The 26,045-nt window shown below is 68.6% G+C and carries 21 protein-coding genes; 11 read left to right on the top strand and 10 right to left on the bottom strand.

Translation table 11 applies throughout. From position 1 onward, the window contains the following. Window positions 1-18: 18 nt before the first annotated feature. The 4 genes from LOS78_RS03610 to LOS78_RS03625 form a co-directional block, all read right to left on the bottom strand. Window positions 19-546 carry a phage tail protein gene (locus tag LOS78_RS03610; RefSeq protein ID WP_028713688.1) on the bottom strand — a complete coding sequence of 176 codons (528 nt, stop codon included), beginning with the start codon at window positions 544-546 and terminating at the stop codon, window positions 19-21. A gap of 12 nt (window positions 547-558) precedes the next feature. Next, the gene (locus tag LOS78_RS03615) at window positions 559-2,133 is read right to left on the bottom strand and encodes a phage tail sheath C-terminal domain-containing protein (RefSeq protein WP_230375310.1); all 1,575 of its coding nucleotides are present in this window, start codon (window positions 2,131-2,133) and stop codon (window positions 559-561) included. 336 nt (window positions 2,134-2,469) lie between these two features. Then, window positions 2,470-3,876: an aspartate ammonia-lyase gene (aspA, locus tag LOS78_RS03620; RefSeq protein ID WP_036698625.1), complete on the bottom strand. Its 1,407-nt coding sequence runs from the start codon at window positions 3,874-3,876 to the stop codon at window positions 2,470-2,472. A 161-nt stretch (window positions 3,877-4,037) separates the two neighbouring features. Next, complete coding sequence (locus tag LOS78_RS03625; protein ID WP_230375311.1) at window positions 4,038-4,934, bottom strand: LysR family transcriptional regulator; 897 nt, start codon at window positions 4,932-4,934, stop codon at window positions 4,038-4,040. Window positions 4,935-5,143: 209 nt separating this feature from the next. Here LOS78_RS03625 and LOS78_RS03630 point away from each other — a divergent pair, with 209 nt between their 5' ends. Next, window positions 5,144-6,178 (top strand): Ldh family oxidoreductase, encoded by a 1,035-nt coding sequence (locus LOS78_RS03630; protein ID WP_305802559.1) that lies wholly within the window; start codon window positions 5,144-5,146, stop codon window positions 6,176-6,178. On the opposite strand, the gene LOS78_RS03635 is transcribed toward LOS78_RS03630, so the two are convergent. Continuing rightward, on the bottom strand, window positions 6,175-6,639 hold the full coding sequence (locus LOS78_RS03635; protein WP_028713693.1) for an Lrp/AsnC family transcriptional regulator: 465 nt from the start codon (window positions 6,637-6,639) through the stop codon (window positions 6,175-6,177). The two genes, LOS78_RS03630 and LOS78_RS03635, sit on opposite strands and share 4 nt — an antisense overlap. Window positions 6,640-6,748: 109 nt before the next feature. Between LOS78_RS03635 and putA the strand changes: the two genes are divergently transcribed. Then, window positions 6,749-10,168 (top strand): bifunctional proline dehydrogenase/L-glutamate gamma-semialdehyde dehydrogenase PutA, encoded by a 3,420-nt coding sequence (gene putA / locus LOS78_RS03640; protein WP_230375312.1) that lies wholly within the window; start codon window positions 6,749-6,751, stop codon window positions 10,166-10,168. 184 nt (window positions 10,169-10,352) lie between these two features. Here putA and LOS78_RS03645 read toward each other — a convergent pair whose 3' ends face one another. From LOS78_RS03645 to LOS78_RS03665, 5 genes are all read right to left on the bottom strand, one after another. Continuing rightward, on the bottom strand, window positions 10,353-11,180 hold the full coding sequence (locus LOS78_RS03645) for an alpha/beta fold hydrolase (protein WP_230375314.1): 828 nt from the start codon (window positions 11,178-11,180) through the stop codon (window positions 10,353-10,355). Next, entirely contained in the window at window positions 11,180-11,968 is a 789-nt protein-coding gene (locus LOS78_RS03650; protein WP_028713696.1) for an enoyl-ACP reductase, read from the bottom strand. The genes LOS78_RS03645 and LOS78_RS03650 overlap by 1 nt, the downstream gene beginning before the upstream one ends. Window positions 11,969-11,987: 19 nt before the next feature. Next, window positions 11,988-13,217, bottom strand: coding sequence for a beta-ketoacyl-ACP synthase I (gene fabB, locus LOS78_RS03655; protein WP_230375316.1), 1,230 nt, complete (start codon window positions 13,215-13,217; stop codon window positions 11,988-11,990). A 21-nt stretch (window positions 13,218-13,238) separates the two neighbouring features. Beyond that, a complete protein-coding gene (gene fabA / locus LOS78_RS03660; RefSeq protein WP_028713698.1) occupies window positions 13,239-13,748 on the bottom strand; it encodes a bifunctional 3-hydroxydecanoyl-ACP dehydratase/trans-2-decenoyl-ACP isomerase in 510 nt (169 codons plus the stop codon). A 592-nt stretch (window positions 13,749-14,340) separates the two neighbouring features. After that, entirely contained in the window at window positions 14,341-15,828 is a 1,488-nt protein-coding gene (locus LOS78_RS03665; RefSeq protein ID WP_230375318.1) for a PLP-dependent aminotransferase family protein, read from the bottom strand. A gap of 168 nt (window positions 15,829-15,996) precedes the next feature. Here LOS78_RS03665 and tauA point away from each other — a divergent pair, with 168 nt between their 5' ends. The 9 genes from tauA to LOS78_RS03710 all read left to right on the top strand — a co-directional run bounded on the left by tauA (window position 15,997) and on the right by LOS78_RS03710 (window position 26,023). Then, complete coding sequence (tauA, locus tag LOS78_RS03670) at window positions 15,997-17,013, top strand: taurine ABC transporter substrate-binding protein (RefSeq protein WP_230375320.1); 1,017 nt, start codon at window positions 15,997-15,999, stop codon at window positions 17,011-17,013. Window positions 17,014-17,076: 63 nt separating this feature from the next. Beyond that, window positions 17,077-17,886, top strand: a complete 810-nt coding sequence (locus LOS78_RS03675; RefSeq protein ID WP_024845520.1) for a taurine ABC transporter ATP-binding protein — start codon at window positions 17,077-17,079, stop codon at window positions 17,884-17,886. Further along, the gene (locus LOS78_RS03680; protein WP_230375322.1) at window positions 17,879-18,706 is read left to right on the top strand and encodes an ABC transporter permease subunit; all 828 of its coding nucleotides are present in this window, start codon (window positions 17,879-17,881) and stop codon (window positions 18,704-18,706) included. The genes LOS78_RS03675 and LOS78_RS03680 overlap by 8 nt, the downstream gene beginning before the upstream one ends. A gap of 89 nt (window positions 18,707-18,795) precedes the next feature. Continuing rightward, on the top strand, window positions 18,796-19,212 hold the full coding sequence (locus LOS78_RS03685) for a nuclear transport factor 2 family protein (RefSeq protein WP_028713702.1): 417 nt from the start codon (window positions 18,796-18,798) through the stop codon (window positions 19,210-19,212). 8 nt (window positions 19,213-19,220) lie between these two features. Then, on the top strand, window positions 19,221-20,612 hold the full coding sequence (locus LOS78_RS03690) for an FAD-binding oxidoreductase (RefSeq protein ID WP_230375327.1): 1,392 nt from the start codon (window positions 19,221-19,223) through the stop codon (window positions 20,610-20,612). A 12-nt stretch (window positions 20,613-20,624) separates the two neighbouring features. Next, window positions 20,625-22,406 carry a sulfoacetaldehyde acetyltransferase gene (gene xsc, locus LOS78_RS03695; protein ID WP_230375329.1) on the top strand — a complete coding sequence of 594 codons (1,782 nt, stop codon included), beginning with the start codon at window positions 20,625-20,627 and terminating at the stop codon, window positions 22,404-22,406. Between the two features lie 258 nt (window positions 22,407-22,664). Then, window positions 22,665-23,681 carry a YeiH family protein gene (locus LOS78_RS03700; protein WP_230375331.1) on the top strand — a complete coding sequence of 339 codons (1,017 nt, stop codon included), beginning with the start codon at window positions 22,665-22,667 and terminating at the stop codon, window positions 23,679-23,681. Between the two features lie 4 nt (window positions 23,682-23,685). Beyond that, window positions 23,686-24,645 (top strand): phosphate acetyltransferase, encoded by a 960-nt coding sequence (gene pta, locus LOS78_RS03705; protein WP_230375333.1) that lies wholly within the window; start codon window positions 23,686-23,688, stop codon window positions 24,643-24,645. Window positions 24,646-25,123: 478 nt separating this feature from the next. Next, entirely contained in the window at window positions 25,124-26,023 is a 900-nt protein-coding gene (locus tag LOS78_RS03710) for an AraC family transcriptional regulator (protein ID WP_230375334.1), read from the top strand. Window positions 26,024-26,045 lie beyond the last annotated feature (22 nt).

The following is a 26,045-nucleotide window of genomic DNA, read 5'->3' on the forward strand; positions in this document are numbered from 1 at the left end:
GCTTCCCCGATCATGGCGTCAGACCGCCGGCTCCAGGAAGGAAATCTCGCTGGGTTCGGCGACGTCGTAGTCGCGTTCCCAGCCCTCGTTCTCCAGCTTGATCGACTGGATGGCGACGGCATTGGCATTGGCGTCGAGTTCCGGCAGTGCCTGGTATTCCGACACCCAGGCCCGGAACACGCGATAGGAGAGCGCCAGCTGCCCGGCCTCGTTGTAAAGGTCGATCACCAGGTCCTTGCGGAAATCGCGCAGGGAAACCTCGGCGCCCAGGCCCGAGCCGTAGTTCCAGACCTTGTTCGCCCATTGCTCGAACTCGACGTCATGGGTGACGCCGCGCTCCAGCGTGATCGCCTCGAAGCTGGTGCGGCCGGGGCTGCGGCGCGAGACGGACGGATCGCCGCCCTCGCGATGCTCGACCACCTCGGTGGTGCGTTTCAAGGCCGAGACCTTCGAGATGCCGGCGACATAGCGGCCGTCCCATTTCACCCGGAACTTGAAGTTCTTGTAGGGGTCGAAGCGGGTGGCGTTGATGCTGAACTGTGCCATGGTCGGACCCCCTTAGTTCGTGGTTTGCAGGCGCTGCTGGATGCGCAGCATGACGAATTCGGCCGGGCGGACCGGGGCGAAGCCGACATAGATGTTCAGGATGCCCAGGTTGATGTCGGCCTGGGTGGTGGTCTCGCCGTCGCATTTCACCAGGAAGGCGTCGCGGGCCGAGGCGCCCTGGAAGGCGCCCTGCCGGTGCAGCTGCGACATGAAGCCGGTGACGTTCAGCCGCACCGAGGCCCAGAGCGGCTCGTCATTCGGCTCGAACACCACCCATTGCAACCCGCGCAGCAGGCTGTTCTCGATATAGAGCGCCAGCCGGCGCACCGGGACGTATTTCCATTCCGAGGCCAGCGCATCCGCCCCGTCCAGCGTGCGCGCGCCCCAGACCACGGTGTTGTAGACCGGGAAGGTGCGGATCACGTTGATGCCCTGCACGTTCAGCGGTCCCTGCTGCGGGTCGGTCATCACATCGACCGGCCGGCCGCCGGCGACGCCCGCCGCGGTGCCGGCCGGCGCTTTCCAGACCCCGCGCGTCGCATCGGTGCGGGCGATGATGCCCGCCGCCGGACCCGAGGGGGCGAAATTGCGGTTCTGCGTCGGGTTCAGCGGGTCGGGCGCCGTCAGCTTGGGGAAATACAGCGCCGCGTTGCGCCGGATCGTGCCCCCCAGCGCGGCGGTCCATTCCAGGATATTGGCGCGGGTGGTGCCCTCCAGCGGATCGACGATCAGGAAGGCGAAATGCCGCTCGCAATAGGCATAGGCACGCTGGTAGACCTGCGCCGCCACCGCGCGGCGGGCATGGCCCAGCACCGACAGATCGGGCAGGCACATCAGGTTGAACACGTCCGGCACGATGGCGTCCAGCGCGTCGATGCCGGCCCCCAGCGCGTTCACCGCCAGGTTCTGCCAGGCGTCGGTATCGCCGGGCAGGGTGCCGTCGGCGCCCTGCGTGGTCATGGCCGCCAGCGCCGCCGCGCCAAGCTGGCGCAACCCGTCCAGCGTGGTCACGTCGCTGCCCCCCGATTGCGTGGCATTGGGCAGGTTGCCATTGGCATGGGCACTGACGCTGACCAGCTGGCTTTCCGCGGCCAGCACCCGCGTCACATAGCGCGGATGGGCGCTGTTCACCGACAGGCCGCTGTAGGATTCCTCGCGGATCACGTCATTGCCGCGGTAAAGCCGCACCAGCAGGTCGAAGCTGGTGACGCCCGCCCCGCCCGCCCGCGCCACGCCGATGCGCAGGCTGTTGCCCCAGGCGCCGGGGGACGAGGCCGCCAGCGTCAGCCCGGCATTGTTCGGCGGCAGCAGCACCGAGGCGGGGGTGGCGCCGTTCGATGCGCGCACGATGAAGGCAATGTTGCCGCCGTTCAGGAAATAGTTGCGCACCGCATAGCTGGTCTCGCATTGCGGATGCAGCCCGCCGAAGACCCGCTCGAATTCGCCCCATGAGGTGACGCGGGTGGCACGGCCGACCGGGCCTTGCCCGAGAACGCCGATGAAGGCGGTATTCGAGGTCGCCACGCCGGCGATCGGCGCGCTACCGCTGGGGATTTCCTGGACATAGACGCCGGGAGTGTCGAGCATGGGGGAGCCCTCGCTGAATGACCCGGCGCGGATGGCGGCGGGATGCGTTGCGAACGATGTCAGACCTGTTCGGCCGGACCATCCCGCCTGCACATGCACATCCGGGGAGGATACGACCTTGCGCCGATCGACTTGGCAACGGGGAGGGCAGCCCCGTGCTGGATTCTCAAGAAGGAAATACCTATTGCGTGAACGCTAGCAAAACTCGGGGCTTGACGCAACGGAATTGACGGCGCGGTTTTCCGGAAATCCGTGCGTTGCAACAAGAAAATGCCAAGGCCCCGGCCTGAAAAGGGTCAGGTCGGGGCCAGGGCCGAGTCGGCCGGCGGTTGTATCTCAGGCGACGAAAAGCTGCGGGCGGGTCAGGCTTTCCGGGCGCAGGATGGCATCCAGCCGCTCCTTGGGCAGCAGGCCCTTTTCCAGCACCAGCTCGTAGACGCCGCGGCCGGTCAGATGCGCCTCGGTCGCGACCTCGGTGGCGGCGGCATAGCCGATATAGGGGTTCAACGCCGTGACGATGCCGATGGACCGGCGCACGGATTCCTTCAGCACGTCGCGGTTGGCGGTGATGCCCTTGACGCAATTCTCCTGCAGCGTGGCGCAGCCGGCGACCAGGTGATCGACCGAGCGGAACAGGCTGTAGGCGATCACCGGCTCGAAGGCGTTCAGCTGCAGCTGGCCGCCCTCGGCCGCCATGGTGATGGTCATGTCGTTGCCGATCACCTCGAAGCAGACCTGGTTCATCACCTCGGGGATCACCGGGTTGACCTTGCCCGGCATGATCGAGGAGCCGGCCTGTTTCGCCGGCAGGTTGATCTCGTTGAAGCCGGCGCGCGGGCCCGAGGACAGCAGCCGCAGGTCGTTGCAGGTCTTGCTGAGCTTGACCGCCACCCGCTTCAGCACGCCCGAGACCTGCACGAAGCAGCCGCAATCCTGCGTCGCCTCGACCAGGTCGGCGGCGGTGACCACCGGGATCACGGTGATCTCGGCCAGCCGCGCCCGCACCCGTTCGGCATATTCGGGATGCGCGGTGATGCCGGTGCCGATGGCGGTGGCGCCCAGGTTGATCTCGCAGACCAGTTGCGAGACCTCGGCCAGCCGCGCCTCGTCCTCGCCGATCATGATGGCATAGGTGTTGAACTCCTGGCCCAGGGTCATCGGCACCGCTTCCTGCAGCTGGGTGCGGCCCATCTTCAGGATGTCGGCGAACTCGACCGCCTTCTCGGCGAAGGCGCCGCGCAGCGAGGCCAGCGCGCCGATCAGCTTCTGCAGCCCCTTCCACGAGGCCAGGCGCAGCGCCGTCGGATAGACGTCGTTGGTCGACTGGCTCATGTTCACATGCTCGTTCGGGTGCAGGTATTGGTATTCGCCCTTGGCATGGCCCATGAGCTCCAGCGCCCGGTTGGCGATCACCTCGTTGGCGTTCATGTTGGTCGAGGTGCCGGCGCCGCCCTGGATCTGGTCGACGACGAACTGGTCGTGCAGCCGGCCCGCGCGGATTTCCTCGCAGGCGGCGACGATGGCGTCGCGGCGCTCGGGCGAAAGCAGGCGCAGATCGGCATTGGCCAGCGCGGCCGCCTGCTTGATCGCGGCCAGCGCGCGGATCAGTTCGGGAATTTCACCGATCGGACGGCCCGAGATCGGGAAATTCTCGACGGCGCGCAGGGTGTGGACGCCCCAATAGGCGTCGGCGGGCACCTCGCGGTCGCCAAGCAGGTCATGTTCGATGCGGGTCTTTTTCATGGTCACCTCGGGCGCAGGCGCGCAGGCCCCGCCGGGACGGCGGACCTGGCGCGCGGCGCGCATGCTGTCGGAACTGTTGCGATGACGGGGCCCGGTTGTGCCCCATGTGTCAAAGATTTAGGCAGGCTTGCGCGAATTTTCCAATGCCAAGTCGCGCTGGGTTATTCCGATTCTGCATAACCTTCGCCCAGCTCGCGCGCCGCCTGCCAGACCCGGCCGGTGATGCCGCGCCCGCGGGCGGCATTGCGGTAAAGCCGGATCTCCATCGGCAGTTCGGGGGCGACGATTTCCAGCCGGCCGGTGGCGATCTCGGCCTCGACCAGCAGGCGGGGCAGCCAGACCATGCCGTGACCGGCCACCGCCATGCTTTTCATCGCCTCGGCCATGCTGGCTTCGTCGGTATGGGCGACATAGACCTTGGGCGCGCCGGGCTGGGCCAGCGCGATGCGCGCCATGGCGTTCAGGAACGAGCCGCGGGAATATTTCAGCATCGGCATGCCTTCGGTCAGCCATTCCTCGGGCCAGCCCGGGCGGGCGACGGCGACCAGGCTGTCATGGCCGACCACCAGATGCGGATAGCCCGACGGGTCCAGCGGGATGTTCACCTGCGGATGGGCGTAGGTCAGGAAGAAATCATAGCCGCCCTCGGTCAGCGCCCCGATGCAGCGGTCGAAATTCTCGGGCTTGACGCGGCTGGTCATCTGCCCCGCCGCCGCCTTCAGCCGCATCAGCCAGCCCGGCAGGAAGGTCACGGTCAGGCTGTGCAGCGCCACGAACGAGATCTCGCCGCCGCGGCTTCGGGCATGATCACGGAACTCGGCGCGGCGGGCGTTGATCATGCGCACCGCCTCCTCGGCCGTCTCGCGGAACAGCACGCCTTCCGGGGTCAGCGTCACCGGATAGCTGTCGCGCGACAGCAGGTCGGTGCCCAGCCATTCCTCGAGCGCGCGGATGCGGCGGCTGAAGGCGCTTTGCGTGACGCCGCGCAGCTCGGCCGAACGCGAGAAGCTGTGCGTCTCGGCCAGCACCAGGAAATCCTCGAGCCACTTGAAGTCCATGCGCCCCCCTTTTCCCGTCGCTTTAGCCGAGGCGTCGCGGACGCGCCACAGACGATTGCGGCCGCGCGGGTGAGACGATCACCGCAACGCTGGCCGGGGCGCGGATGCTGGTCCGCGATGCCGGCCTCTGGGGCAGGGCCCGGTCCTGAACGCTTGCCCCGGACCGGAAAATCCGGTTTTCTGGCCCGCACCAGACAAGGGATGGGCGCATGGGCGAAGTGACGATGGTGTCGGTGGCCGAACTTGGCCGGATGGTCGAGTCGCTTTTCATGCGCGCGGGCTTCAACGCCCAGCAGGCCGATGCCATCGCCCGCATCATCACCGTCGCCGAGCGCGACGGCGCCAAATCGCACGGCATCTATCGCATCGAAGGTTGCCTGCGCACGCTGGCGGTCGGCAAGGTTTCGCCCGGCGCCCGACCCGAGCTGATCGACGAGGGCAGCGCAGTGATCCGCGTCGCGGCGGATGGCGGCTTTTCCCCTGCCGCCTTCGAGCTGGGCCTGCCGGCGCTGGCGGGCCGGGCCGAAAAGCTGGGGCTCGCGGCGCTGGTCATCAACGACTGCGTGCATTTCTCGGCGCTGTGGCCCGAAGTCGAGGCGCTGGCGGCGCGCGGCCTTGCCGCTCTGGCCATGTGTCCCAGCTACGCCGCCGTTGCCCCGGCGGGGGGCGCGAAGCCGCTTCTGGGCACCAATCCCATCGCCTTCGGCTGGCCCCGGCCGGGGGCCGCGCCTTACGTCTTCGACTTCGCCACCTCCTGCGTCGCCCGGGGCGAGATCGAGCTTCTGGCGGGGGCCGGCGAGCCCTTGCCCGAGGGCTGGGCGCTGGATGCCGAAGGCGCGCCGACCACCGATGCCGAGGCGGCGCTTTCCGGCGCCATGCTGCCCTTTGGCGGGCACAAGGGTTCGGCCCTCTCGACCATGGTCGAGCTGCTGGCGGGGGTGATGATCGGCGACCTGACCAGCCAGGGCGCGCTGGAGGAACTGGGCACGCTTAGCCTGGCGCCGAAACATGGCGAACTGATCCTGGCCTTTTCGCCCGCGCGCTTCGCCGCCGGCCGGCCGGGCGATCCGCTGGCCCGGGCCGAGGCGCTGTTCGACGCCATCCTGGGGCAGGGCGCGCGCCTGCCCGGCCAGCGCCGCCTTGCCGCCCGCGCGCGATCCGAGGCCGAGGGCATCGCGCTGAACGCCGAGGAACTGGCGCTGATCGAGCGTTTCCAGCGCGAGGGGCTGGCTGCGCTCGGCTAGAGGGCGGTCCAGTTCTGCTCGACCACCGCCTCCATCGAGACATGGCTGGAGGTGTTGCTGACATGAGGCAGGACCGAGATCTTCTCGGCCAGGATGCGGCGGAAATCGGCCATGTCGCGCGAGCGGACCTTCATCAGATAGTCGCAGCTGCCGGCGATCATGTAGCATTCCTCGACCTCGGGGATGGCCCGGACGGCGGCGTTGAACTGCTGCAGCGCATGTTCGCGGGTGTCGTTCATGCTGACCTCGACATAGGTCACATGGGTCAGGCCCAGCTTCAGGGGCGACAGGATGGCGCGATAGCCGGTGATCAGCCCGATCTCTTCCAGATGCTTGATGCGCTGCGCCACCGGGGTCTTGGAGAGCCCGACCCGCCGCGCCAGCTCGGCGATCGGGATTCGGGCATTCTCGGTCAGTTCCGCCAGGATCTTGCGGTCCTGCGCGTCCAGGTTCAGGTCCATTCTGAAAATCGCCTCGAATTTGTTCCAACAGCCTAGAAAGTGGCCCATCTTCAGGCGCACCGCCTAGCCCGCATCTGATAATACTGTCGCATCGAATAAGGAGATCGGCATGACTCGTGTCAACCCCATCGGGCTTTCGGACGTGTTTTCCGCCCAGGCGAAATTCGCCGACGAGGCGGAACTGCTGAACCGGCTGGTCGCGCAGGCGGGGCTGGGCGCCGGCCAGCGGGCCGCGATCACGCGCCGGGCCGCCGATCTGGTGCGCCGCATCCGTGACGAGGCGAAGCCCACGATGATGGAGCATTTCCTGGCCGAATACGGGCTGTCCACGCGCGAGGGCGTGGCGCTGATGTGCCTGGCCGAGGCGATGCTGCGTGTCCCCGACCGGATGACCATCGATGCGCTGATCGAGGACAAGATCGCGCCTTCGGACTGGGGCAGGCATCTGGGCGAGGCGTCCTCGTCGCTGGTCAATGCCTCGACCTGGGCCCTGATGCTGACCGGCAAGGTGCTGGACGACGACCAGGCCGGGATCGCCGGCACTCTGCGCCGCGCGGTGCGGCGGCTGGGCGAGCCGGTGATCCGCACCGCCGTCGGCCGGGCGATGAAGGAGATGGGCCGGCAATTCGTGCTGGGCCAGACCATCGAGGCGGCGCTGGAACGCGCCGCGAAACGCGAGGCGCAGGGCTTCACCTACAGCTATGACATGCTGGGCGAGGCGGCGATGACCGGGGCCGACGCCGCGCGCTACGACCGCGCCTATTCCGACGCCATCGCGGCGATTGCGAAAGCCTGCACCAGGGGCTCGGTCGAGGAGAACCCCGGCATCTCGATCAAGCTGTCCGCCCTGCATCCGCGCTATGAGGTGGCGCAGGAGGCCCGGGTGATGACCGAGCTGGTGCCAGTGGTGCTGAAGCTGGCGCGGCAGGCCAAGGCCGCCGGCATGGGCATGAACATCGACGCCGAGGAACAGGACCGGCTGGTGCTGTCCTTGAAGGTGATCGAGGCGGTGCTGGCCGATCCCTCGCTGGCCGGCTGGGACGGGTTCGGCGTCGTGGTGCAGGCCTATGGCAAGCGCGCCGGGCAGGTGATCGACTGGCTTTATGAAACCGCCACGCGGCTGGACCGGCGCATCATGGTGCGGCTGGTCAAGGGCGCCTATTGGGACACCGAGATCAAGCGGGCGCAGGTCGAGGGCTTCCCCGGCTTTCCGCTGTTCACCAGCAAGGTGGCCACCGATGTCAGCTATATCGCCAATGCCCGCAAGCTGATCGGCTATGCCGACCGCATCTATCCGCAATTCGCCACCCATAACGCCCATACCGTCGCGGCGATCCTGGAGATGGCGGGCGATATCCGCTTCGAGTTCCAGCGCCTGCACGGCATGGGCGAGCGGCTGCACGACATCGTGCTGCGCGACCACAACGCCCGCTGCCGCATCTATGCGCCCGTCGGCGCGCATCGCGACCTGCTGGCCTATCTGGTGCGCCGCCTGCTGGAGAACGGCGCCAATTCCAGCTTCGTGCACCAGATCGTGGATGAGGCGGTCTCGCCGGAAGAAGTCGCCCGCGACCCGTTCGAGGCGCTGGCCGAGGCCCGTCCGCCGCGGTCGCTGGTGGCGCCCGATGCGCTGTTCGGGGCCTCGCGCCGGAACTCGACCGGCTTCGACCTGACCGACGAGGAAATGCTGGCCCGTATCTATGCCGCCCGCGACGTGGCAATCCCGGATGCGATGCCGCTGACCGTCTCGGAACCCACGGGCAAGATGCAGGATGTCGTCAACCCGGCGACGGGGGAAAAGATCGCCCGGGTGATGATGGTCGATGCCGAGACCGCCGCCCGCGCCATCGACGATGCGCGCATCTGGGACGCGCCGGCGGCGGAACGCGCCGCGGTGCTGCGCCGCGCCGCCGATCTTTACGAAGACCATTACGGCCCGATTTTCGGCATTCTCGGCCGCGAGGCCGGCAAGTCGCTGGCCGATGCGGTGGCCGAACTGCGCGAGGCGGTGGACTTCCTGCGCTATTACGCTGCCGAGGGCGAGAATTGCTCCGATGCCCCGCGCGGCATCGTCGGCGCGATCAGCCCGTGGAACTTCCCGCTGGCGATCTTCACCGGCCAGATCGCGGCGGCGCTGATGGCCGGCAATGCGGTGATCGCCAAGCCGGCCGAGCCGACGCCGATCATTGCCGCCTATGCCATCGGCCTGCTGCATCAGGCGGGCGTTCCCAAAACCGCGCTGCAACTGCTGCCCGGCCGCGGCAGCGTGGTCGGCACCGCGATGACCTCGGACCCGCGCGTCGCGGGGCTGGTCTTTACCGGCTCGACCGAGACCGCGCAGACCATCGCCCGCACCATGGCCGCGAACCTGGCGCCCGGCACGCCGCTGATTGCCGAGACCGGCGGGCTGAACGCGATGATCGTGGACAGTACCGCGCTACCGGAACAGGCGGTGCGCGACATCGTGAACTCGGCCTTCCGCTCGGCCGGCCAGCGCTGTTCTGCGCTGCGCTGCCTTTATGTGCAGGAGGACGTGGCGCCGCATCTGATCCAGATGATCAAGGGCGCCATGGACGAGCTGCGCGTCGGCGACCCCTGGGATCTGACCACCGATGTCGGCCCGGTGATCGACCCCGGCGCGCAAAAGGAAATCGCCGATTACATCGCCGCCAATGCAAACCGCGTGCTGCACAAGCTGGCGGTGCCGTCGCGGGGCTATTTCATCCCGCCCACCCTGCTGAAGGTCTCGGGCATCAATGACCTGGAACGCGAGATCTTCGGCCCCGTCCTCCATGTCGCGACCTTCAGGGGCGACCAGCTGGACCAGGTGATCGCCGAGATCAACGCCCGCGGCTTCGGCCTGACCTTCGGGCTGCACACCCGCATCGACTCGCGCGTGCAAGAGGTCTCGGACGCCATCCATGTCGGCAATATCTACGTCAATCGCAACCAGATCGGCGCCGTGGTGGGCAGCCAGCCCTTCGGCGGCGAGGGGCTGTCGGGCACCGGGCCCAAGGCCGGCGGGCCGCGCTATGTGCCGCGCTTCTTCGCGCCCGCCGCACCTTCGGTTTCCGCAGGGGCATGGCAGGGCCAGGCCGACGAGGCCCGGCTGCGCGGCGCGCTGGCCGGCGCGGCCCCGAAGAAGATCGAGGAGCGCCTGATGCCCGGCCCGACCGGAGAGCTGAACCGCCTGACCGCGCATAGCCGCCCGCCGGTGCTGTGCCTCGGACCCGGGGCCGAGGCCGTGGCGGCGCAGGTGGCGGCGGTCGAGGCGCTTGGCGGGCAGGCCGTCGGTGCCGATGGCGCACTGCCGCCCGAGGCGCTGACCCGGCTGCCGCAGCTTTCCGCCGTGCTCTGGTGGGGCGACGAGGCACAGGGCCGCGCCTATGCCGAGGCCCTTGCCGCGCGCGAGGGCGAGATCGTGCAGTTGGTCACCGCCATGCCCGACCTGACCCATGTCGCGCATGAGCGCCACCTTTGCGTCGACACCACCGCAGCAGGGGGCAACGCCGCATTGCTGGCAGGGTGACCTCCGCCCCGCGCGGGCCCATGCGATGCCCGCGCCTTGCCCGGCCGGGCGAAGGGCAGGGCGAGACCATGGGCCAGGTCGCAGGAGCCGGGCGCGACGCCGCGCCGACCCGCGGCGATCACCCGTCGCGGTGATTGCGCGGAAGTATGGCCGCCAAGGCGTCGCTCATCCCGCCCGTCGGCGGTCAGCCCATCCGGGCCAGCCAGGCGTTGATCGCCGCCACGGCTTCGGGTTCGTCGAGATAGGGGATATGGCCGCGATCCGGCACGTCGGCCAGGATCATGTCGGGCCGCCTGCGCTGCATCTCGGCCGCGGTGTCATGCGAGAGCAGCTCGGAATTGGCCCCGCGGATCAGCGCCAGAGGCAGCTTCGCTGCCGCGTCGAAAAGCGGCCACAGATCGACCTCGGGCCCGCCGAAGGCCGCGAGAAACGCATCGCGCAGCGCCGGATCGTAATTGATGCGCAGACCCTCGGGCGTTTCGACATAATGCCGCTCGGCCTCTTCCAGCCAGCGGGAGGGCGGCACATTGGCAAAGCCGGGCATGGCGGCGGGCAGGCGCTGCGCCAGATCGGCCAGGCTGGTGCCGGCGGGATTGCGTCCGATATAGTCGCAGATCTTCGCAAGTCCGCCACGCTGCAGGGCCGGCCCCACGTCGTTGAGGCACAGGCCCAGCACCCGGTCCGGCGCCGTCGCCGCCAGAACCATGCCGATGAGGCCGCCGCGAGAGGTGCCCAGGATCGCCGCCCGGTCGATCCCCAGATGGTCCAGCAGCGCCAGAACGTCCCTGGCCTCCTGCGGGATGGTGTAGCTGTCCGCGCCGGTCCAGTCCGACGCGCCGCGGCCGCGATAATCCGGCCGGATCAGCCGCAGGCCGGCCAGATGCGGCGCCACATAGTCGAAATCCCGCCCCGTGCGGGTCAGGCCGGGCAGCGCCAGAACCGGCAGGCCCTCGCCCGCGTCGCGATAGGCCAGCCGCGCGCCATCCTCCGCCCGGTAGAATCGAAGGGTCATCAGAGGTTTTCCGACTGCGGCATGCCCAGCACGTGATAGCCGCCATCGACCAGCACGACCTCGCCGGTGGTGCAGGCGCCCCAGTCCGAGCAGAGCCAGACCGCCGTGCCGCCGATCGCCTCCAGCGTGGCATTGGCGCGCAGGGGGGCGTTCGCTTCGGTATGGCGATAGGTCTTGCGTGCGCCGCCGATGGCCGCGCCGGCCAGCGTCTTCATCGGGCCGGGGCTGATGGCGTTGACGCGAATCCCCTCGGGGCCCAGGTCGTTGGCCAGGTAGCGAACCGAGGATTCCAGTGCGGCCTTGGCCACCCCCATGACGTTGTAGAACGGCGTGACCCGGTTCGATCCGGCATAGGTCAGGGTGATGATCGAGCCGCCATTCGACATCAGGGGCTGGGCCCGCCGGGCCAGGTCGATCAGCGAATAGCAGGAAATCGTCAAGGAGTTCTTGAAGTTGTCCCGGGTCGTGTTGATGAAGCGCCCGGTCAGCTCGTTCTTGTCCGAATAGGCGACGGCGTGAACCAGGAAGTCCAGCCCGCCCCAGCGCGAATCCAGCGTGGCAAAGGCGCGGTCGAGCGATTCGTCGTCCAGCACATCGACATCCATCAGGAAGTCCGAACCCAGCGCGGCGGCCAGGGGCTCGACCCGCTTGCCGAAAGCTTCGCCCTGATAGGTAAAGGCCAGCTCCGCCCCCTCGCCGGCCAGCGCCCGGGCGATTCCCCATGCGATCGAGCGGTCATTCGCGACCCCCATCACCAGGCCGCGCTTTCCTTTCAACAATTCGCCCATGGCTTTACCTTTTCTTGGTTTATTCGCGGTATTTCGACAGGAGCAGCGTGGCGTTGGTGCCGCCAAAACCGAAACTGTTGGAAAGGATGCTATCGAAATCGACATCGTCCAGGCGGGCTTGCGCGATCTCCTCGGGCCGGATCTCGGGGTCCAGCGCGGCGATATTGGCCGAGGCGGCGATGAAGCCCTGCTGCATCATCAGCAGCGAATAGATCGCCTCGTGCACGCCGGTCGCGCCCAGAGAATGGCCGGTGAGGGATTTGGTCGAGGAAACCGGCGGCACGGCGCCTTCGCCGAAGACCCGGCGCAATGCCTTGATCTCGCCCACATCGCCCACCGGGGTCGAGGTGCCGTGCGCATTGACATAGCTGACGCGGCGCCCCTCGGGCAGCGTGGACAGCGCCAGCCGCATCGAGCGTTCTCCGCCCTCCCCGGAAGGCGCGACCATGTCATAGCCGTCGCTGGTGGCCCCGTAGCCGGTGACCTCGGCATAGATCCGGGCGCCGCGGGCCAGGGCGTGGCCCAGCTCCTCCAGCACCACCACCCCGGCGCCGCCGGCGATGACGAAGCCGTCGCGGGTCGCGTCGAAGGGGCGCGAGGCGGTTTGCGGCGTATCGTTATACTTGGACGACATGGCGCCCATGGCATCGAACAGGCAGCTGAGCGTCCAGTCCAGCTCTTCGCCGCCGCCGGCGAAGACGATGTCCTGCTTGCCCATCTGGATCAGTTCGGTGCCGTTGCCGATGCAATGCGCCGAGGTCGAGCAGGCCGAGGTGATCGAATAGTTCACGCCCTTGATCCTGAAGGGCGTGGCCAGGCAGGCCGAATTGGTCGAGGACATGCAGCGCGTCACCATGAAGGGCCCCATGCGCTTGGGCGCGCCCTTCTCGATCACGGTGCGATGCGCCTCGAACAGGTTCGCGGTCGAAGGTCCGCCCGAGCCCATGACCAGGCCGGTGCGCTCGTTCGAGACATCCTCGGGCGCCAGGCCCGCATCCTCGATCGCCTGCTGCATGGCGATGAAGTTATAGGCCGCGCCCGCGCCCATGAAGCGCAGGTTGCGCTTGTCGACATGGTCCTCGAGCACGATGTCCGGCATGCCGTGGACCTGGCTGCGGAAGCCGTGCTCGGCATATTCGGGGGCGAAGACGATGCCCGAGCGGCCCGCGCGCAGGCTCTCGGTGACCTCGGTGGCGTTGTTGCCGATGGGAGAGACGATGCCCAGCCCGGTGATGACGACGCGCCGCATGGCGTGCTCCTTGTTCATGGATCAGGCGGCCGACAGGGCCACTTTCATGTCCTTGACCTCGTAGATGGTTTCGCCATCGGCCTCGACGCGGCCGTCGGCGACCCCCATGGTCAGGCGGCGGGTCTGCACCGCCTTGGTGAAATCGACGTGATAGCGCAAGAGCTTGCGGTCGGGGCGGACCATGCCGGTCAGCTTGACCTCGCCCACCCCCAGCGCATAGCCGCGCCCCTGCCAGCCGCGCCAGCCCAGGTTGAAGCCGGTGAGCTGCCAGAGCCCGTCGAGGCCCAGGCAGCCCGGCATGATCGGGTTGCCGGGAAAATGGCAGGCAAAGAACCACAGGTCGGGATGGATGTCGAATTCGGCGGTGACATGGCCCTTGCCATGCGGCCCGGCATCGGCCGAGATGTCGGTGATGCGATCCATCATCAGCATCGGCGGTTCGGGGAGTTGGGCATTTCCGGGGCCGAACAGTTCGCCACGGGCGCAGGCCAGCAGATCTTCCTTGTCAAAGCTGGTCCGTGTCATCGTCATGCGCGTGTTTTCCCCTTGGTCCGACGTTGCGTTATCTGTGCTGGCCACCGCCGGGCGAGCCCCGCGCGACACTTGCCTTTCGGTCTATCATTCCGCCCCGGCAAGGCGCAAGGGCACAGGGTTTCCCGGTCTTTGCACAGGCTTGCCCGCCGACGCCAGAGCGGGAAATGCCGCGGCACGATCCGGCCGCCTCTGCTGCAAAACCGGCGCGACGGACCCGTCGCCGTCGCGCCCTCCACGCGCGCCAAGGCGCCGATGCACGGCCCGGCGGCAGCCTTGGCGTGGACCGCCCGTAGCAAGGCACCTGTCTCTGGACGCATCCAACGACGCCTTCCCCGGGCTTCAAGCCGCCAGGAATATCGATCCGAAGCCGCCGCCGGTCCCTTCGGCCTTCTTTCTTGTCCAAATATCCTGGGGGAGCGCGGAACGCGCGCGGGCAAAGCCCCCTTTTCCGGGGCGCGGCGCGGCATCTGGCCCTCCTTCGGAAAGCCGCGCGGCGCCGGCGCCTTCGCCGGATGCGCACCGCCCCGCGCGGTTGGTCCGCCGCCGCTTCCGGCGGGCGCTGCCGCCCTGGGACCGCTCCACCGGCCCGTCATCCCGCCTGTTCGGCCGCCAGTTCCATGGCGCAGCGGGCGATCAGGGCGATTCCCGGCGCGATCTCGCCCTCGCGGATCGAGGAATAGCCCAGCCGAAAGAAGCGGCAGGGCGCGGGCGGCGTCTCGAAAAACACCTCGCCCGGTTCGATCAGCACGCTGTCGGCTTGCAGCCGCGTGGCGAGAAGGCTGCTGTCGATGCCTTCCGGCCCCTCGATCCACAGGCTCGACCCGCCCGAGCGCGCCGCCCCGGCGATGCGCAGCGGTGTGGCGGCCAGCGCCTCCTCCATCAGCGCGCGCCGGCGTTTCAGCGCCCCGCGCAGCCGCACGATATGCGCGTCGTAATGGCCCAGCGCCAGGAAATAGGCGGTGATCCTCTGCAGGTGGTTCGGCGGGTGGCGCAGCATGATGGCGCGCAGCGCGCGCGCCCGGGCGATCAGCGGGGCAGGGGCGACCATGTAGCCGATGCGCAGCCCCGGAAACAGCGATTTCGAGAAGCTGCCGATATAGATCACCCGCCCGGCGCGATCGAGCGATTTCAGCGCCGGGGCCGGCGGCGCCAGATAGGACATCTCGAAATCGTAATCGTCCTCGACGATCAGGAAGTCATGCGCGGCGGCGCGGGCCAAAAGGTCGCGGCGCCGGGCCAGGGGCATGGTGGCGCCGGTCGGAATGTTGTGGCTGGGCGTGACGATCACCAGCCGCGTGCCCTGCGGCAGCAGCTCCGGGTTCAGCCCGCCCTCGTCCACGTCGAGGAAGGTGGTCGGGCTGTGGGCGCGGCGCAGCGTCTCGGCGAAATCGGGATAGCCGGGGTCCTCGGTCACCGCCAGCCGGTCGCCGCGCGCCAGAAGCTCGACGGTGATGAACAGCGCGTTCTGCGCGCCCAGCGTCACCAGCACCTCGTCCGGATCGGCCTGGATGCCGCGCCGCGGCAGGGAATGCGAGCAGATGTAGTCGATCAGCATCGGATCGTCGGCGCCGTAGAGATCCGAGGCCAGCTCGCCGAAATCCCGCGTGCCCCAGGCGCGGCGGGCGCAGTCGCGCCAGGCGTTGTGGTCGAACAGCGCCGGATCGCTTTGGCCGTAGATGAAGGGATAGCGGAAATCGCGCCAGTTCGCCGGCTTGCGGATCACCCGCTGGCGCGGCGGCTGCTCGGGCAGCCAGCTGTCCCAGTCGAGCGCGGTCTCGCGCGGCAGCGGCTCTTGCATCTTCAGCCGCCGATGCGGCACGGTGGCGGCCACCATGATGCCGGAACGCGGCCGGGTTTCCAGATAGCCCTGGCTGATCAGTTCCTGATAGACCAGCGTCACCGTCATGCGCGAGATGCCGAGCGTTTCGGCCAGCCCCCGCGACGAGGGCAGCCGGGTGCCCGGCCGTGCCCGCGTCTCCAGGATGGCCCGCACGATGGCCGCCGCCAGCCGCGCCTGCAGCGTGCCTGCCTCGCCATCGCGCAGAAAGAACATCTCGACGGGAATCCGGTCGCTCATCTGGACCTAGCTTTGGTTTCAACTGGACATATCGTTACGCCGCGTCACCTGCAACATTTTGTCGCAAGAAGCAGCCGTGCAGAGCTGCAAGGCCAATACAGACGAGGCCGGGCCCAAGGGCTTGGCCGCGTCGCAAGACCAACAACCGAAAGACAGGGAGTCACAGAAATGACCGACATGACCCGGGCCGGAGCCTTCCTGGCCGCGATGACCTTTGGCGCCGGCTTCGGCCTGGCCCCCGCCCATGCCGAGACCACGGTGGTGGTCGGCTACCAGCAGATCGTCGGGCCCTTCATCGCCGCCATCGCCGATGGCCGGCTGGACGCGGCCGCCAAGGAGGCGGGCTACAAGATCGACTGGCGGCAGTTCTCCTCGGGCGGCGACATCTCGACCGCGCTGGCCTCGGGCAACGTGCCGGTGGGGGTGATCGGCTCGACCGGCATCGCCGCCGCGGCCACGCGGGGGGTCGAGTTCGAGCTGTTCTGGATCCTCGACAATATCGGCAAGTCCGAGGCGCTGGTCGCCCGCAACGGCTCGGGCATCGAGAAGCCCGAGGACCTGACCGGCAAGAAGGTCGCCGTGCCCTTCGTCTCGACCGCGCATTTCCATCTGCTCGTCGGCATGGATCAGGTCTGGAAGATCGACCCGCGCGGCGTCAACATCCTGAACATGAAGCCGCCGCAGATCCTGGCCGCCTGGCAGCGCGGCGACATCGATGCCGCCTATGTCTGGCCGCCGGTGCTGACCGAGCTGATGAAGGAAGGCGCGGTGATCGCCGACAGCGAGCAGATCGGCGCGGCCAGCGTGCCGACCTTCGACGGGCTGGTGGCGGACAAGAAATTCGCGGCCGAGAACCCGGAATTCATGGCGGCCTTCACCAAGGCGCTGGCCGGGGCCTATGCCGATTACAATGCCGACAAGGCGGCCTGGACCGAGGATTCCCCGCAGGTCGCCGGCATCGTCAAGATGATCGGCGGCGATGCCGCCGGCACGGTCCAGGCGCTGAACATGCTGTCCTTTCCCGACGCGGCCGAGCAGGCATCCGAGACCTGGCTGACCGGCGGGGCGGTGCGCGCGCTCAGCGAAAGCGCCCGGTTCCTGGTCGAGCAGAAGCAGATCGACGCCGCGCTGGAGGATTACGCCCCCTTCGTGAACGCGAGCTTCGCCCAGGCCGCGGCGCAATAGGCGACCGGCCCCCTCGGGGCCGCATCCCTCGCCTTCAACCCCTTTCTCGGAAAGACCGCTGATATGCAGACACTGAAAGTTTCCGACGTCAGCCTGATCTACCCCGGCCACCACAAGGGCGCCCCGGTCACCGCGCTGAAAGGCGTGAACCTCGAGGTCAAGAGCGGCGATTTCGTCGTGGCGCTGGGTGCCTCGGGCTGCGGCAAGACCACGCTTCTGAACCTGATGGCCGGGTTCATGGCGCCCTCGGCCGGGCAGATCACCCTGGGCGGCCGCCCGGTCACAGGCCCCGGCGCCGACCGCGGCGTGGTGTTCCAGAAACACGCGCTGCTGCCCTGGCTGAACGTCATCGACAATGTCGAATTCGGCCTGAAGCTGCAGGGCGTCGACGCCAGGACCCGGCGCGAGCGCGCGGTCAAGAACCTGGCGCTGGTCGGCCTGCAGGACTTCCACAAGCACATGATCTATCACCTCTCGGGCGGCATGCAGCAGCGCGTCGGCATCGCCCGCGCCCTGACCTGCGACCCGGCCATGCTGCTGATGGACGAGCCGATGGCGGCGCTGGACGCGCTGACCCGCGAGACGGTGCAGGAACTCTTGCTGCAGATCTGGCAGCAGACCGACAAGATGTATTTCTTCATCACCCACAGCGTCGAGGAGGCGCTGTTCCTCGGCTCGCGGCTGATCGTCATGTCGCCGCGGCCGGGCCGCATCACCCATACCTACGAGCTGGACTTCAACCGCCGCTTTTTGGCCGAGGGCAATGCCCGTGCCATCAAGTCCAGTCCCGACTTCATCGAAATGAGGGAGCAGATCCTTGGCATCATCTATGGTGACGAACGCGCCGGCGAGCGGGAAAAGATCCATGCTTGAGCGGCTGACGAGAGCGCGCCCGGCCCGTCCCGGCGTATCCTACGGCGCCCCGGGCGACGGCTCCAGCGCCATCATCAGCCTGGTCACCGCGCTTGCCCTGATCGCGCTGTGGTTCCTGGTCACCGGCATGGGCTGGGTTCGGCCGCTGTTCCTCCCCGCGCCGGCCGCGGTCTGGGGCAAGTTCGTGCTGGCCGCGACCGAGGGCGTGTCGAACTCGACCCTGGCCCAGCACACGCTGGCCAGCCTCGGCCGGGTGCTGGGCGCCTTCTCCCTGGCGCTGGCCATCGCGGTGCCGGTCGGCATCCTGATGGGGGTGAACCGGGTGATCCGCGGCCTTCTGGACCCGATCATCGAATTCTACCGGCCGCTGCCGCCGCTGGCCTATCTGCCGCTGATCATCATCTGGCTGGGCATCGGCGAGTTTCCCAAGGTCTTCCTGATCTTCCTGGCGATCTTCGCCCCCATGGCCATCGCGGCGCGGGCCGGCGTGCGCTCGGTCTCGATCGAGCAGATCCATGCCGCCTATGCCATGGGCGCCAGCAAGCTGCAGGTGATCTTCCACGTCATCCTCAAGGCCGCGCTGCCCGAGATCTTCACCGGCATGCGCATCGGCATCGGCGTGGGCTGGACGACGCTGGTCGCGGCCGAGATGGTCGCCGCCCATCGCGGCCTCGGTTTCATGGTGCTGAACTCGGCCGAGTATCTCGCCAGCGACGCCGTGATCATGGGCATCATCGTGATCGGCATCCTCGCCTTTGCCTTCGACCTGCTGATCCGCCGCATCGAGCGGGCGCTGATCCCCTGGAAGGGCAAGGTCTGATCCGGCCCCGGACCTGACCCGCCACCATTCACCCGAAACGTCCCGGAGGCGCGCCCGCGCGCCACCGACCGGGAGAGGAGTATCCACCGATGACCCGCAAGCTGACCGCCGACGACCTGAAGGCCACCTTCGACGCCTTCAACCGCCATGACATCGACGGCGTGATGACCCATTTCGCCGAGGACTGCGTGTTCTACACCGTCGCCGGCGAGCACGAATACGGAAACAAGGTCGAGGGCAAGGCGGCCATCGCCAGGGCCTTCGAGGCGGTCTGGACCACGATGCCGGACGTCGAATGGGCCGACCACACGCATTTCCTGTCCGAGGACGGCACGCGCGGCGTCTCGCAATGGACCTTCCGCGCCACCAACCCGGACGGCAGCCGGACCGAGGTGCAGGGTGTCGACCTGTTCCGCATCCGCGACGGCCGGATCGTCGAGAAGCAGGCGATCCGCAAGCAGCGCCCGGCCATTCCCGCCTCCGCTTCCGCCCTTGCCGGGAAATGAGGACGGCCATGCAGGCGATCGAGAAACGTCCGGGCTCGCTCCCCTTTGACCCGTTCTATGATCCCATCACGGCGCGCGGCCTGGGTCCGCGCAGCGATTACGCGCCGACCTACTGGATCGGCACCGCCGGCACCCCGCCGCCGGACGACGGCCCGGTGACGCGCGACATGGATGCCGACGTGGTGGTGATCGGCTCGGGCTATACGGGCCTGTCCTGCGCCATCCACCTGGCCAAGATGCACGGCATCAAGGCCACGGTGCTGGAAGCGAACGGCGTCGCCTATGGTTGCTCGACCCGCAACGGCGGCCAGGCCCAGGTCAGCTCGGGCCGGCTCAAGCGCAGCCAGTGGATCGAACGCTGGGGCCTCGAGGTGGCGAAGCGCCTGCATGCCGAGGTCTGCGAGGGGTTCGAGCTGTTCCGCGGCCTGATCCGTGACCATGCGATTGACTGCGATCCGCAGGATGGCGGGCATTACTACATCGCCCACAAGGCCGGGGTGATGCCGGCGCTGGAGAAGGAGGCGGCGCTGCTGCGCGACACCTTCGGCTACGATGCCCGGATGATCTCGCGCGACGAGCTGCACCGGACCGTGGTGCGCGACCAGGAGGCGCATGGCGCCATGTGGGAGGCGGACGGCGTCGGCATCCATGCCGCGAAGCTGGCCTTCGGCTATCTGCGCCTTGCCCGCGAATTGGGCGCGAAAGTGCATGTCGACAGCCCGGTGCAGGGCTGGGACTACCGAAATGGTCTGCATCACCTGCGCACGCCCGGCGGCACGGTGCGGGCGAAGCGGGTGGCGGTGGCAACGGCCGCCTATGCGCCGCGCGGCCTGCACCCGCGGCTCCGGGACCGGCTGATGCCGATCATGTCGAACAGCATCGTCACCCGCGTGCTGACCCCGGGCGAGCTGGAAGCGGTCGGCATCCGCAAGCTCTCGCCGCTGACCGACACCCGGACGCTGCGGCATTACTACCGCCTGCTGCCCGACAACCGGCTGCAGATCGGCTCGCGCGCCGCCATCACCGGCCGCGACGCCGCGAACCCCGCGCATCTGAACGCGCTGAAAGAGGGCATGGCGCGCAAGTTCCCGGCGCTGCGCGGCATCGAGCTCGATTACAGCTGGTGGGGCTGGGTGGATGTCAGCCATGACATGATGCCGCGCATCACCGGCCTGCCGGACCTGCCGGGCGCCTTCTACGCCTTGGGCTATGGCGGAAACGGCGTGATGTATTCCGCCATGGCCGGGCGGCGCATGGCGCAGCTGGTCGCGGGCGAGGCCTTGCCCACGCTGCCGATCTTCAACTCCGAATTGCCCCACGAAGGCTGGAAGACGCCGTTCCGGCGGCTGGGCCAATGGGGCCTCTACAAGTTTTACCACTATCGCGACGAGCGCAGATAAGGAGCCATCGCCATGCGAATGACGACTGAGGAATCTTTTGTTAAGGTATTGCAGCTTCACGGGATCGAGCATGCTTTCGGGATCATCGGCTCTGCGATGATGCCTGTGTCGGATCTGTTTCCGAAGGCTGGGATCAGGTTCTGGGACTGCGCGCATGAGACGAATGCGGGTCTGATGGCGGACGGGTTCACGCGCTCGACCGGCAAGATGTCGATGGCGATCGCGCAGAACGGCCCCGGGGTGACGGGCTTCGTGACGCCGGTGAAGACCGCCTACTGGAACCACACGCCGCTTCTGCTGGTGACGCCGCAGGCGGCGAACCGGACCATCGGCCAGGGCGGCTTCCAGGAGATGGAGCAGATGCGGCTCTTTGCCGATTGCGTCTGCTACCAGGAGGAGGTGCGCGACGCGAGCCGCATCCCCGAGGTGCTGAACCGGGTGATCATGCAGGCCTGGCGCAACTCGGCGCCGGCGCAGATCAACATCCCGCGCGACTTCTGGACCCAGGTGATCGACGTGGAACTGCCGCAGGTGGTGGCCTTCGAGCGGCCCGCGGGCGGCGAGCAGGCGGTGGCCGAGGCGGCAAGGCTGCTCAGCGAGGCCAGCTTCCCGGTCATCCTGTCGGGCGCCGGGGTGGTGCTGTCGGGGGCGATCCCGGATCTGGTGAAGCTGGCCGAGCGGCTGGATGCGCCGGTCTGCAGCAATTACCAGCACAATGACAGCTTCCCGGGCAGCCACCCGCTGGCCATGGGGCCGCTGGGCTACAACGGCTCGAAGGCCGGGATGGAGATCATCCAGAAGGCCGATGTGGTGCTGGCGCTGGGGACGCGATTGAACCCGTTCTCGACCCTGCCGGGCTACGGCATCGACTACTGGCCGAAGGAGGCCAGGATCATCCAGGTCGACATCAATGCCGACCGCATCGGCCTGACCAAGAAGGTCACGGTGGGCATCCAGGGCGATGCGGCCAAGGTGGCGCGCGCCGTCCTGGCGCAGCTCGCCCCCGCGGCGGGCGATGCCGGACGGCAGGAACGCAAGGATCTCATCGCGCAGACCAAGTCCCGCTGGGCGCAGGAGCTTTCGAGCCTCGACCACGAGGAGGACGATCCGGGCACCGAATGGAACGCCGAGGCGCGGGTCCGCGACGCCGGGCTGATGAGCCCGCGCCAGGCCTGGCGGGCGATCATGCAGGCGGTGCCGAAGGAGGCGATCGTCAGCTCGGACATCGGCAACAACTGCGCCATCGGCAATGCCTATCCAAGCTTCGAGGCCGGGCGCAAATACCTGGCGCCGGGGCTCTTCGGTCCCTGCGGCTACGGCTTCCCGGCGATCCTGGGCGCCAAGATCGGCAATCCCGAGGTGCCGGTGATCGGCTTTGCCGGCGACGGCGCCTTCGGCATCTCGATGAACGAGATGACCGCCTGCGGGCGCGCGGACTGGCCGGCGATCACCATGGTGATCTTCCGCAACTACCAATGGGGCGCGGAAAAGCGCAACACGACGCTGTGGTACGACAACAACTTCGTCGGCACCGAGCTCGACCGCGACACCTCCTATGCCGGCATCGCCCGGGCCTGCGGGCTCGTCGGCGTGCAGGTCAAGTCGCAGGAGGAGCTGACCGCGGCCCTGCACGAGGCGGTCGAGCGGCAGATGCGGGACGGCGAGACCACCTTCATCGAGGTGCTGCTGAACCAGGAGCTGGGCGAGCCCTTCCGCCGCGACGCGATGAAGAAGCCGGTGGTGGTGGCCGGCATCGACCCGGCCGACATGCGCCCGCAAAAGGGCGCGGCCTGACGCGGAAAGGCGGCGCAGGGCGCCGGCGCCCCCTGGCTTTCACCGTTTCCCAAATACTCCGGGGGGCGCTTGCCGGGCCCCGTCGAGGGGGCCGGGCAAGCGCGAGGGGGGCAGCGCCCCCCTCGGCGGCCGGGAAGGACCGCAGGACCGCCGGACACACCCGCCCATGAGGCCCTCTCCCGGGGCGCATGACGCCCTTCCGACGACGACCCGGCGCGGCCCCCGCCCCGGCCCCATCCCCGCATCCCGGTGACGACGATGATGACCACCCTGATCCCTTCGCGCAGCCTGCTCGGCGAGGCCTTCCCGGGCTTCGCGGTCTCGGCGCTGGTCGCGGCCACGGCGCAGTTCCTGTCGGACCATTACGGCGCCCCGGCCATGCTGCTGGCGCTGCTCCTGGGCCTGGCGCTGAACTTCCTGGCCGAGGAGGGCACCCGCACCGCGCCCGGCATCGCCTTCACCGCCCGCACCGTGCTGCGGCTCGGGGTGGCGCTGCTCGGCGCGCGGATCTCGGTCGAGATGCTGAGCGGGCTGGGGCCGCGCGCCATCGCGCTGGTGGTCGCGGGGGTGGTGCTGACCATCCTCTTCGCGCTCCTCGCCACCCGCCTCGTCGGCCGCGGCTGGCGCTTCGCGCTGCTGACCGGCGGCGCGGTGGCGATCTGCGGCGCCTCGGCGGCCATGGCCATCGCCGCGGTCCTGCCCCGGCACGAGAAATCCGAGCGCGACCTGGTCTTCACCGTGCTCTCGGTCACCGTGCTCTCGACCCTGGCCATGGTGCTCTACCCGATGCTGTCGAACGCCTTCGGCTTCACGGCGCGCGACAGCGGCGTCTTTTTGGGCGGCACCATCCACGACGTGGCCCAGGTGGTCGGCGCCGGCTTCTCGGTCGGCCCCGAGGCCGGCGAGACCGCGACGCTGGTCAAGCTGATCCGCGTCTCGATGCTGGCGCCGGTGGTGCTGTGCTTCTCGCTGGCGATCCGGGCGCGCGGGCTGGCCGATGCCGGGGGCGGCAAGGCGCCGCCGCTCTTGCCGGGCTTCGTGCTGGGCTTCCTGGCGCTGGCGGCGCTGAACAGCGCCGGGCTGATCCCGCAGCCGGTCTCGGCGCTTGCCGGGCAGCTTTCCCGCTGGGCGCTGCTGATCTCGATCGCCGCGGTCGGCATCAAGACCTCGCTCGGCAGGATGCTCGAGGTCGGGGGCGGCGCCATCGCGCTGATCGTGGCCGAGACCGTGTTCCTGGGCGTCTTCGTCGTCGCCGGCCTGCATTTCTGGGGGTAGTGCCATGAAACCGCTCGAGCGCATCCACGAGGCCGCGAAGGCCCTGGACCGCCACATCATCCTGCCCGAGGGCGGGGACCCGCGCGTCGCCGAGGCCGCCCGCCGGCTGGTGGCCGAGGGGCTGGCCCGCGTCACCCTGCTGGGCGGGCCCGAGATCCCCGGCGTGGGCCGCATAGACCCGGCGGGCGCGCCCGACCTGGCCGAGCTGGCCGACCACTGGCACCGGCTGCGCGCCGCCAAGGGCATGACCGCCGAACGCGCGCTTTCCGAGATGCGCGACCCGATCCGCCAGGCGGCGATGCGGGTGCGGCTGGGCCAGGCCGACGGCACGGTGGGCGGCGCGGTCGCCACCACCGCCGACACGGTGCGCGCGGCCCTGCAGGTCATCGGCCGGGCCCCCGATGCCGGGATCGTGTCGAGCTTCTTCCTGATGCTGTCCTGCGGGCCCGGGGCGCCGGTCCGGGGCGGCATGATCTTTGCCGATTGCGGGCTGGTGATCCAGCCCGACGCGGCCGAGCTCGCCGCCATCGCGCTGTCGGCGGCCGAGAGCTGCCGGCGGCTCCTGGCCGAGACGCCGCGGGTGGCGCTCTTGTCCTTCTCGACCGCCGGCTCGGCCGATCATCCCAGCCTGGGGCGGCTGCGCGAGGCGCTGGCGCTGATCCGCGCCGCCGCCCCGGATCTGGAGGTCGACGGCGAGCTGCAGTTCGACGCGGCGCTGGACGAGGCGATCCGGGCGAGGAAGGCCCCGGCAAGCCGCCTGACCGGCCGGCCGAACGTCTTCGTCTTTCCCGACCTGGCCTCGGGCAATATCGGCTACAAGATCGCCCAGCGCCTGGGCGGCCTCATCGCCATCGGACCCATCCTCCAGGGCCTCGCCAAACCAGCAAACGACCTCTCCAGAGGATGCTCCGTCAACGATATCGTCAATGCAACAGCAATAACCGCCATGCAAACTCAAATATGAGCCGGAAGATGGCAAGGACTGCGACCCCCCGCGAAGCTCCGATCATGCGGGATGCGGCGAGGACGTCCCGCCGGATCGCCTGATCCGTCCGGGGACGCCGTGACGATCCGTCCGGCGCGGGGCATACGGGCCGGAAAGGCGATCCCCGCGCGGCGCCCAGCCGCTACCTGCTGCGCCGAGGCCGGCCCGACAAGGCCGGAGCCGGACTGCGATCCCGCCCTCCGCGCATGGCGGGCGGGTGACGGCCAGCATCCCGGCCGGGACCCGGCATCCCCACCTCGGCCGTGATGGCGTCGCGGGTCCGGCGCGGGCCGCAGACCATGCCCTGTTCCCGGGCCATGCGGCGCCGCATGGCGGCTTCGGTCGTCCGGAGAAGCGGCTTGCCAATTCATAGTATTTCAGTAAACAATGCCCGGTGATGACGACCGTGGATATCCGCGTCCGGATGGTCTTCCGATAGCGAGGGCGGGCAGGAAACATGCAGGCCAACAGAGAGTTCCGACCCCGGATGGAAACCCGCATCCATGGGCTGCGGACGCTGGCGCCGCTTTGCTATCGCCGCTTTGGCGGGGCGATCGCCGATGTCTGGTCGGTCAGGGGCGACGAAGGCGGCGGCGGATTCTATATCGCGCCCGATCCGCGCATCGTCATCCTGCTTGGCAAGCAGCCGCCGCCGGTGATGATGCGCATCGGCGGGGATCTTGCCGAATATCGCGGCATCCAGGCGTTCTATATGCCGCCGGGCATGCCGTTATGGAGCCGGATCGAGGCGGACCATGAAAAGTCCCATCTGGATTTCCATATGGAAAGCAGCGCGTTGCATCAAAGACTTGCGGCAGCGGATGTCAGGGCGGACCTGACGCGGCCCCGCCTGCTTGGCCCGAGCGACAAGCTGGCGGATCTGGGCCGGCTGGCCTCGGACGAGGTCCGCAAGCCCAGCCGGGGCGACATGCTGATCGATGCGCTGCTTTCCGCGACGCTGGCCGAGATCTTCGCGACCCAGGCCTGCGCCGAGAACGACGGACCTTGCACGGCAAGCGGCGGCCTCTCGGCGCGGCGGTTTGCGGCGGTCGAGCGCCATCTGCACGAAAATCTGAGCCGGCACGTTCCGCTTGCCGAAATGGCGCGGGCCGCGGGTCTGTCGGAAAGCCGTTTCTCGCATTGCTTCAAGCAGTCCCAGAACGAAACGCCGCAGCGGTGGCAGAGCCGCGTGAGGTTGAAGGCGGCCCAGGACATGATGCGCGATCCTGCCCGCTCGCTTGCCGATATCGCCTATGCCACGGGATTTGCCGATCAGGCGCATCTGTCGCGGGTGTTCCGGGCCGCGAACGGCATGCCGCCTTCGGTCTGGCGCAGGAGCAATTTTCAGGAGTCCTGAACAAATCCCAGCACTCTGGATC

It is taken from the genome of Paracoccus sp. MA (genome assembly GCF_020990385.1).
Taxonomy (GTDB): Bacteria; Pseudomonadota; Alphaproteobacteria; order Rhodobacterales; family Rhodobacteraceae; genus Paracoccus.

Excerpts from the sequence above, each read along its gene's own strand:
- tauA (WP_230375320.1), top strand. The coding sequence starts at position 15,997 with ATGACCGACATGACCCGGGCCGGAGCCTTCCTGGCCGCGATGACCTTT.
- LOS78_RS03680 (WP_230375322.1), top strand. The coding sequence starts at position 17,879 with ATGCTTGAGCGGCTGACGAGAGCGCGCCCGGCCCGTCCCGGCGTATCC.
- LOS78_RS03615 (WP_230375310.1), bottom strand. The coding sequence starts at position 2,133 with ATGCTCGACACTCCCGGCGTCTATGTCCAGGAAATCCCCAGCGGTAGC.
- LOS78_RS03630 (WP_305802559.1), top strand. The coding sequence starts at position 5,144 with ATGGGCGAAGTGACGATGGTGTCGGTGGCCGAACTTGGCCGGATGGTC.
- LOS78_RS03690 (WP_230375327.1), top strand. The coding sequence starts at position 19,221 with ATGCAGGCGATCGAGAAACGTCCGGGCTCGCTCCCCTTTGACCCGTTC.
- LOS78_RS03675 (WP_024845520.1), top strand. The coding sequence starts at position 17,077 with ATGCAGACACTGAAAGTTTCCGACGTCAGCCTGATCTACCCCGGCCAC.
- xsc (WP_230375329.1), top strand. The coding sequence starts at position 20,625 with ATGCGAATGACGACTGAGGAATCTTTTGTTAAGGTATTGCAGCTTCAC.
- aspA (WP_036698625.1), bottom strand. The coding sequence starts at position 3,876 with ATGAAAAAGACCCGCATCGAACATGACCTGCTTGGCGACCGCGAGGTG.
- LOS78_RS03710 (WP_230375334.1), top strand. The coding sequence starts at position 25,124 with ATGCAGGCCAACAGAGAGTTCCGACCCCGGATGGAAACCCGCATCCAT.
- LOS78_RS03700 (WP_230375331.1), top strand. The coding sequence starts at position 22,665 with ATGATGACCACCCTGATCCCTTCGCGCAGCCTGCTCGGCGAGGCCTTC.
- fabB (WP_230375316.1), bottom strand. The coding sequence starts at position 13,217 with ATGCGGCGCGTCGTCATCACCGGGCTGGGCATCGTCTCTCCCATCGGC.
- LOS78_RS03650 (WP_028713696.1), bottom strand. The coding sequence starts at position 11,968 with ATGGGCGAATTGTTGAAAGGAAAGCGCGGCCTGGTGATGGGGGTCGCG.
- fabA (WP_028713698.1), bottom strand. The coding sequence starts at position 13,748 with ATGACGATGACACGGACCAGCTTTGACAAGGAAGATCTGCTGGCCTGC.
- LOS78_RS03645 (WP_230375314.1), bottom strand. The coding sequence starts at position 11,180 with ATGACCCTTCGATTCTACCGGGCGGAGGATGGCGCGCGGCTGGCCTAT.
- LOS78_RS03610 (WP_028713688.1), bottom strand. The coding sequence starts at position 546 with ATGGCACAGTTCAGCATCAACGCCACCCGCTTCGACCCCTACAAGAAC.
- LOS78_RS03685 (WP_028713702.1), top strand. The coding sequence starts at position 18,796 with ATGACCCGCAAGCTGACCGCCGACGACCTGAAGGCCACCTTCGACGCC.
- LOS78_RS03635 (WP_028713693.1), bottom strand. The coding sequence starts at position 6,639 with ATGGACCTGAACCTGGACGCGCAGGACCGCAAGATCCTGGCGGAACTG.
- LOS78_RS03665 (WP_230375318.1), bottom strand. The coding sequence starts at position 15,828 with ATGAGCGACCGGATTCCCGTCGAGATGTTCTTTCTGCGCGATGGCGAG.
- LOS78_RS03625 (WP_230375311.1), bottom strand. The coding sequence starts at position 4,934 with ATGGACTTCAAGTGGCTCGAGGATTTCCTGGTGCTGGCCGAGACGCAC.
- putA (WP_230375312.1), top strand. The coding sequence starts at position 6,749 with ATGACTCGTGTCAACCCCATCGGGCTTTCGGACGTGTTTTCCGCCCAG.
- pta (WP_230375333.1), top strand. The coding sequence starts at position 23,686 with ATGAAACCGCTCGAGCGCATCCACGAGGCCGCGAAGGCCCTGGACCGC.